Genomic DNA, 7820 nt, shown 5'->3' on the forward strand with positions numbered 1-7820 from the left:
GCTGTCCTCACAGCTCGCGGATAAAGAACTGGTCGCAACTGAAATGCCCGGTGCCGCCCATCGGCCCGCACAGCGTGGTGAAGCCGCTGCGGCGGTAGAGCGATTGCGCCGCGTCCATGCCGGTGAGCGTTTCCAGATAGCAGCGCTTGAATCCATGTGCGCGGGCCGCGTCCAGGCAGCGCTCCATCATGGCGCCGCCGGCGCCGATGCCGCGCGCGGCGGGCAGAAAATACATCTTGCGCAGCTCGCATACATCGGCGTCGCCGTTTTCCAGCGGCGCCACGCCGCCGCCGCCCACCACCCGGCCGTTCACTTCGACGACGAAGTACGCACTGCGCGGACGCGAATACGCGGCATGCATGCCATCCACTTCGGCATCGTGGATGGCGAAGCCGGGGCCGTCGGCGCCGAACTCCGGCATCACGGCGCGGATGATCGCGGCGACGTCGGCATCGTCGCGCGGCTCGATGGGGCGGATCAGAAAAGCTTGGCTCATGGTTCGCTGCTGGTGGGCTTGTCGTCGGGAGTGCGGTAGACGGTGCCGTCCTTCATCACGAACACCGGATGCTGCAGATCGCTAATGCGCTCGCTGGGATCGCCGGCGAACGCGGCCAGGTCGGCGCGCAGGCCCGGCGCGATGCGGCCCAAGCGCTCCTGCTCGCGCAGGATGCGCGCGGCCACGTCGGTGGCGGCATGCAGCGCCTGCGCCGGCGTCATGCCCGCGCGCACCATCGCGGCCGGCTCGCGCCAGTTGCTGCCGTGCGCGAACACGCCGACGTCGCTGCCGTTGCCGATGGTCACGCCCAGTTTCATGGCGGTGCCGAACGCGCGCCCGGCTTCCTTCATGCGTTCGGTCGGCTCGCTCTTGCCGGGCACGTAGTGCTCGAAATATTCGGCGGTGGCTTCGACCGCGGTGAGTGTGGGCTCGTAGGCCACGCCGCGCTGCTTCATCAGGCGGAAGGTGGCTTCGCTCGCGCCGTAGCCGTGCTCGACGCTGTCCACGCCGGCTTCCACCGCCATGCGCACGCCGGCATCGCTGGCGGCATGCGCGGCCACCGGCCGGCCGGAGAGATGGGCGGTGTCGACGATGGCTTTCAGTTCCGCCGCGGTAAGCGTGGGCGCGGTGCCGCCGCCGGGGCCGACGCGGTAGTCGGCATACAGCTTGATCCAGTCGGCGCCGCGGCCGGCCTGTTCGCGCACCGCGCGCATGGCTTCGTCCGCGCCGCTGATTTCCTGCGCGCCGCCGGGCAGGTCCAGGTCCGGGCGGAAGCCGCGCGGGCCGGGGCCGTAGCTGGAACTGGCGACGATGGCGCGGGTGGCGACGAACAGGCGCGGGCCCGGGATCAGGCCTTCGTCGATGGCGCGCTTGACCGAAACGTCCGCATAGCCGGCGCCTTCGGTGCCCAGGTCGCGCAGCGCGGTGAAGCCGGACAGCAAGGTGTCGCGCGCGTGCTTCGCCGCTTCCAGCGTGCGGTAGTCCTGCGGCTCCTTCAGCACCTGGTCGTTCCACAGCGTCTCGTTGTACGGATGCAGGAACAGGTGCGAATGCAGGTCGATCAGGCCGGGCAGCAGGGTGGCGCCCGGCAGTTCGACGCGGCGCGCGCCGGCCGGCGGCTGGATGCCCGCAGCGGGGCCGACCGCGGCGATGGCGCCGTCGTGGACCAGCACGGCCCAGCCGGCGTGGGCCTGGTTGCCGTCGCCGGTCCAGACGCGCGCGGGCAGCAGCAAGGTGTCGGCCGCCGCCGCGGGCAGGGACAGGCAGGCGAGCAGGGCGGCGAGCAGGCGGGTTTTCCAGCGCGGGGGCATGCGGGCTTCCTTCGGTGGAAGTGCCCGATGATAGCGAGGAGTGGCGTAGGTTGGGGTGAGCGCAGCGAACCCCGACGGTCGCTGCGGCCAGGCCGGTGTTGGAGTTCGCGTTGCTCACTCCAACCTACACTGGGCGCTATTGCAGCAGCGACACCTGGTCCGCCGCCGTGTACCACAGCAGGCCGTAATGCCCATACGCATACGTCAGGCTGCCGTTCTCGCCGTCGATGCTCGAGGTATGCACCCCGCCCACCGTGCACACGCCGCCGTAGCAGTTGATTTCGTCGATCCACGACTTGATCGAATACATCTTCTGCCCGAAGCGCTTGCCGGCCAGGCTGCCCAGCAGCGGGCTGCCCACCGACAGGCCCCAGTAGCCGCAGGTGCTGGTCGCCACGTTGAACGGATAGGTGCCGCACGACCACAGCCCGTGGAACGCACCGGCGATGCCGACGAACACGTCGACCTTGCCGGACAGGCCGAGCTTGTCGATTTCGCGCGCGGCCAGCGTGGCGCCCATCGAATGGCCGAGCACGTCGATGCGCCCGGTGCACGAACCGGCGATCGCCGCCTTGAGCGCATTCGCCACCGGCGTCTCTTCGCTGCCGTTATGGTCGTTGCAGGCCGCGCACAGCGCATTGCCCCAGCTCGGCGCGTAGATCTGCGCGTCGGTATAGCCGTGCTGCACCAGGGCGTTGTAGGTATTCTGGAAATCGCTGGGACTGCCGGTATTGCCGTGCACCAGCACCACGCTGTCCACGCAGGCGGCATGCAGGCTTACCGCCGGTATCAGCAACAACAGGGCCAGCAGGCCCTTACCCCATCGTTCGATCGACATCGCGCTTTCGCTCCCTTCGCTTTGACGAGTCCCGCCGTGGCGGAACGGTGTGGAACCGCGCGCAAGGCGCGGCTCCGTATCGCAAGCGACGCGTTCCGCCATGGGGCCGGACTTCGTGGAGCTAGACGTCATGGAGCTAGACGTCATGGAACTAGACCAGGCCCAGCAGGTAATAGCCGCCGATCGCCACGAAGACAGCCGCGGTCTTGATCAGCGTGATGGCGAAAATGTCGCGGTAAGACTGGCGGTGGGTCAGCCCGGTCACCGCCAGCAAGGTGATCACCGCGCCGTTGTGCGGCAGCGTGTCCATGCCGCCGGAGGCCATCGCCGCAATGCGGTGCAGCACCTCCATCGGAATGCCGGCGGCCTGCGCGTTCTTGATGAAGGTATCGGCCATCGCACCCAGCGCGATGCCCATGCCGCCGGAAGCCGAACCGGTGATGCCGGCCAGCGCGGTGATCGAGATGGCCTGGTTCACCAGCGGATTGGGAATGGCGTGCAAGGCATCGGCGATCAGCTTGAAGCCGGGCAGGGCGGCGATCACCGCGCCGAAGCCATATTCCGAAGCGGTATTCATCGAAGCCAGCAGCGCGCCGCCGACCGCGGCCTTGCTGCCCTCGGCGAAGGATTGCTTCACCGGCTTCCACGCGAATGCCAGCACGCAGGCGATGCCCAGCAGCAGCGCGCCTTCCACCGCCCAGATCGCGGCGAGCTTGGAGACCTCCTGCACCACGGGCTTGGCGTCGCCGATCACCGCCGGCACGAAGGATTGCGTGGCGCCGTAGAAGCGCGGCATCGCGTCCGCCAGCAGCTTGTTCGCCACGCCCACCACCACCAGCGGCAGCAGCGCCACCAGCGGATGCGCCAGGCGCGTGCCCTCGAACGGCGCCGGCTCGTTCGCCAGCGCCTGGCCGTAGCCTTCGCCGGCCGCCGCGGCGCGGCGGCGGCGCGATTCCAGATAGGCCAGGCCAACGATCAGGATGAACACCGCGCCCAGCGTGCCCAGCCACGGCGCGGCCCATGCCGTGGTGCCGAAGAACGAAGTAGGGATGATGTTCTGGATCTGCGGCGTGCCCGGCAGCGCATCCATGGTGAAGGTGAACGCGCCCAGCGCGATGGTGCCGGGGATCAGGCGCTTGGGGATGTCCGCCTGGCGGAATAGTTCCGCGGCGAACGGATACACCGCGAACACCACCACGAACAGCGACACGCCGCCGTAGGTGAGCAGCGCGCATACCAGCACGATCGACAGCATCGCCCGCCCGCGCCCGACCAGCCCGATGGTGGCGGCCACGATCGCCTTGGAGAAACCCGACATCTCGATCAGCTTGCCGAACACCGCGCCCAGCATGAACACCGGGAAATACAGCTTGAGGAAGCCCACCATGCGGTCCATGAACAGGCCGGTGAACATCGGCGCGACCAGGGACGGGTCGGTCAGCAGCACCGCACCCAGCGCGGCCAGCGGCGCGAACAGGATCACGCTGTAGCCGCGGTAAGCCGCCAGCATCAGGAAACACAGTGCGGCCAGCACGATCAGGAACGACATCCGGGAACTTCCTCGCGGCGACGCCAAAGACGCAACGGCGGCGAGTATCCGGATGTGCCTTCAGTCACGGCACTGTACGAAGGTACAAGTGCCCCATCTGCCGGCCCTGCCTACATTGCCCGGCATCGGCAGCCCGGGTGAGGGGCTGTTCTTCATTGCGAGGGGAACCATGAAGCGCACGCGTTTGAGTCTGGCCATCGGCCTGGTCGTGAGCCTGTCCTGCCTGCCGCTGCACGCGCAGCAGGCGGCGGACAGCGGCAATCAGCCGGCCGCGAAGAAGACGGAGGCCAAGCAGCTGGAGGAGATCACCGTCAGCGCGCGGCGCCGCGAGGAGTCGCTGGAAAAGGTGCCGGTGGCGGTCACTGCCTTCAGCGGCGAAGACCTGAAAGACCTGCAGGCGATGAATATCGACGGCCTGCAGGGCGCGGTGCCCAATCTCAATATCGTGCAGGGACGCGGTTCGTCCTCGGCGGTGAACATCTTCATCCGCGGCATCGGCCAGCCCGACGCGCTGCAGACCTTCGATCCCGGCGTCGGCATGTACGTGGACGACGTCTACTACTCGCGCATCCAGGGCGCGCTGCTGAACCTGTTCGACGTGGAGCGCGTGGAAGTGCTGCGCGGCCCGCAGGGTACGCTGTACGGCAAGAACTCCACCGGCGGCGCGGTGAAGGTGGTGACGCGCAATCCCGGCGAGCAGACCGAAGGCGCGGCCGAAGTGACCTTCGGCCGCTTCGGCCGGCGCGAAGGCAAGTTCTATCTGAGCGGTGCGCTGGGCGGCGCCTGGTCGGCCTCGATCGCCGGCGTGGCGACCAGGACGGACGGCTACGTCAAGGACCCGTCGACCAATCACGAATACAATGACGAGGACACCAAGGCGGTGCGCGCCAAGCTGCGCTACCACCCCTCCGATCGCTTCGACGCGGTGCTGAGCCTGGACTACACCAGGCAGGACACCGGCCTCACCCTGGGCCAGCCGGTGTCCCCCTTGATCCGCACCGACCTGGTGCTGGGTCCGGTGGTGCTGTACAAGCCCGACCTCGACCGGAAATACAACTTCCAGACGCGCACCTCGTTCGATCCCGACCGGGGCCAGAAGCTCAAGCACGAAGGCGCCGCGCTCAACCTGAGCTGGAAGCTCAACGACCAGTGGACGCTCAAGAGCATCAGTGCGTTCCGCAAGCTCAACAGCGATTCGTATATCGACATCGACGCCTCGCAGTACCAGCTCGGCGACGTGCTGGTGGATTTCCACCAGAAGCAGACCAGCCAGGAACTGCAGCTGCAGTACGACAATGGCAGCAACCTGCAGGCGGTGTACGGCCTGTACTACCTGCGCGAGACGGTACCCTCGCACCAGGAAGCCTATGCCAACGACCTGTTCGCGCTGGCCGGCCGCCAGATCACTTTCCTGCGCACCATCGACGACGACCTGAAGACCACCAGCTACGCCGGCTTCGCCCACGTCAACTGGCAGTTCGTGCCCTCGTGGACCCTGGCCGCGGGCGTGCGCTACAGCAGCGACGACAAGGACTACTACCGCACCACCAGCACCTTCTGGGGCGTGCCGTTCACCGCGCTCAACGGCACGGTGGCGCTGGACAAGAGCAAGCGCTGGAGCGCATGGACGCCCACGGTGAGCCTGCAGAAGCAGCTCGATCCGCAGACCATGGTGTATGTCTCGGCCGCGCGCGGCTTCAAGTCCGGCGGCTTCAACGGCCGCGCCAACGATGCCAACGAGGCGCGCAATCCACAGTTCGCGCCGGAATACGTGTGGACCTACGAGCTGGGCCTGAAGTGGCGCTCCGCCGACCAGCGCCTGCAGGCCAACATCGCCGCCTTCCACAGCGACTACAAGGATTTCCAGGCGCGCGTGTCGGAGATCCAGAATCCGGGTTCGATCACCCCGACCTTCGCCTTCCCGGTGATCAATGCGGCCAAGCTGAAGATGGACGGCATCGAATTCGAAGGCGCCGCCGTGCTGGGCGAGGGCACGCGCCTGCAGGCGCAGGTGGGTTATCTGGATGCGCGCTACGACCGCTTCGACGACCACCGCCTGATTCCCGGCGATCCGCAGTACAACCCGAACCTGCACAAGTACGTGCCGTTCTCGCCGAAGTGGACCAGCCGCCTGGCGCTGACCCAGAGCTTCAATATCGGCAACGCCGGCACGCTGACCCTGGGCGGCGACGTGTCGTACCGCAGCGAGACCTGGCTGAGCGTGGACAACTATGCGGCGCTGAGCCAGAAGGCGTATACCCTGCTGGGCCTGTTCGGCATCTACGACACCCTGGACGGCCACTGGCAGTTCCGCGCCGGCGTGCGCAATGCCACCAACAAGGTGTACAAGACCGACGGGCAGGAGTTCTCCAGCGTGGGCAATATCCGCACGGCGTACTACGGCATGCCGCGCAACTGGTATGTCAGCGCGCGCTACAACTTCTGAGCATGGACACGGCGCGGAGCACGGCGATGAAGCATCGATGGGGAACCTGGCTGGCGGCGTGCGCGCTGCTGGCCGCGGCAGGCGCGGCGCAGGCCGCGGACGTGGCGGCGCTGCCGTCGTTGAAGCTGGACGCATCGCGCGTCGCGGTGGCCGGGCTGTCCTCGGGCGCCTATATGGCGACCCAGGTGCAGCTGGCGTATCCGGAGCGCTTTCCCGCCGCCGCGCTGGTGGCGGGCGGGCCGTACGGATGCGCGGATGGCAAGCTCGACGTGGCGCTCAGTACCTGCATGAAGGGTGCGCCGCCGGCGGATGTGCCGGCGCTGGTGGAGAAGGCGCGCCAGCGCGCGAAAGCGGGCGAGAACGGTTCGCTGGCCGCGCTGGCCAAGGGCAAGGTGTATCTGCTGCATGGCAAGGGCGATGCGCTGGTGGCGCCTTCGGTGGCGGAGGCTGCGGCGAGCTTCTACGAGAAGCTGCGCGCGGGCGATCCGGCGCTGAAGAATTTCAAGGTGCATGACGATGGTGCGCGCGATTTCGCGCATAACCTGCCGATTGCGGCAAAGGGCGACGATTGCGACAAGTCGGTGTCGCCGTATCTCGGGCATTGTGGCTTCGATGCGGCGGGCGAGATCTTCGCCGAGCTGTTCGGCAAGCCGGCGCATGCGGCGGGCGAGGCGAAGGGTGAGCTGCGCCGCTTCGATCAGAATGCGTACAAGCCGGATGGTGCCGATGCGTTCCTCGCCGACGAGGGTTACGTCTACCTGCCGCCGTCGTGTCTTGCCGGCAAGCCTTGCGGTCTGCTGGTGGCGTTCCATGGCTGCAAGCAGAACGCTACCGCGGTGGGCGAGGCTTTCGTCAAGGATGCCGGCTTCAACCGCTGGGCTGACGTGTACGGCGTCGCCGTCCTGTATCCTCAGACGCGCGCCAGCATGGCGCCTTTGAATCCGCAGGCATGCTGGGATTGGTGGGGGTATTCGGGCGCGAATTACGACACGCGGCAGGGGGTGCAGCTGCGCTGGCTGGTGCGTGCCGTGGAGGCGCTCGGGTTGCCGTCCGCGAAGTGAGCGCTGTCGCTTGCTTGTCTCGCCGTTGGCGAGGGTTTCGCCCCGCTGCCGCGGGGCGAGTTACTTTTTCTCTGCGTGCCCAGAGAAAAAGTAACCAAAAAGAGAGGGCACCCTGCTTGG

6 protein-coding genes are annotated in these 7820 nt (G+C 67.4%); 2 read left to right on the forward strand and 4 right to left on the reverse strand.

Annotated elements, in window-relative coordinates; all coding sequences use genetic code 11:
• Positions 1-7 precede the first annotated feature (7 nt).
• From FHW84_RS21250 to FHW84_RS21265, 4 genes are all read right to left on the reverse strand, one after another.
• The gene (locus FHW84_RS21250; RefSeq protein ID WP_167258145.1) at positions 8-496 is read right to left on the reverse strand and encodes a GNAT family N-acetyltransferase; all 489 of its coding nucleotides are present in this window, start codon (positions 494-496) and stop codon (positions 8-10) included.
• The gene (locus FHW84_RS21255; protein ID WP_167258148.1) at positions 493-1806 is read right to left on the reverse strand and encodes an amidohydrolase family protein; all 1314 of its coding nucleotides are present in this window, start codon (positions 1804-1806) and stop codon (positions 493-495) included. The genes FHW84_RS21250 and FHW84_RS21255 overlap by 4 nt, the downstream gene beginning before the upstream one ends.
• Before the next feature lie 136 nt (positions 1807-1942).
• Entirely contained in the window at positions 1943-2644 is a 702-nt protein-coding gene (locus FHW84_RS21260; protein ID WP_167258150.1) for an alpha/beta fold hydrolase, read from the reverse strand.
• 151 nt (positions 2645-2795) lie between these two features.
• Positions 2796-4193 (reverse strand): GntP family permease, encoded by a 1398-nt coding sequence (locus tag FHW84_RS21265; protein WP_167258152.1) that lies wholly within the window; start codon positions 4191-4193, stop codon positions 2796-2798.
• 169 nt (positions 4194-4362) lie between these two features.
• On the opposite strand from FHW84_RS21265, the gene FHW84_RS21270 reads away from it, so the two are divergent.
• Together FHW84_RS21270 and FHW84_RS21275 are read left to right on the forward strand one after the other, a co-directional pair.
• Positions 4363-6639, forward strand: a complete 2277-nt coding sequence (locus tag FHW84_RS21270; RefSeq protein ID WP_167258154.1) for a TonB-dependent receptor — start codon at positions 4363-4365, stop codon at positions 6637-6639.
• A 26-nt stretch (positions 6640-6665) separates the two neighbouring features.
• Positions 6666-7700, forward strand: a complete 1035-nt coding sequence (locus FHW84_RS21275) for a PHB depolymerase family esterase (protein WP_167258156.1) — start codon at positions 6666-6668, stop codon at positions 7698-7700.
• The last annotated feature ends 120 nt before the right edge of the window (positions 7701-7820 follow it).

It is taken from the genome of Dyella sp. SG562 (genome assembly GCF_011759495.1).
GTDB classification, from domain to species: Bacteria; Pseudomonadota; Gammaproteobacteria; order Xanthomonadales; family Rhodanobacteraceae; genus Dyella_D; species Dyella_D marensis.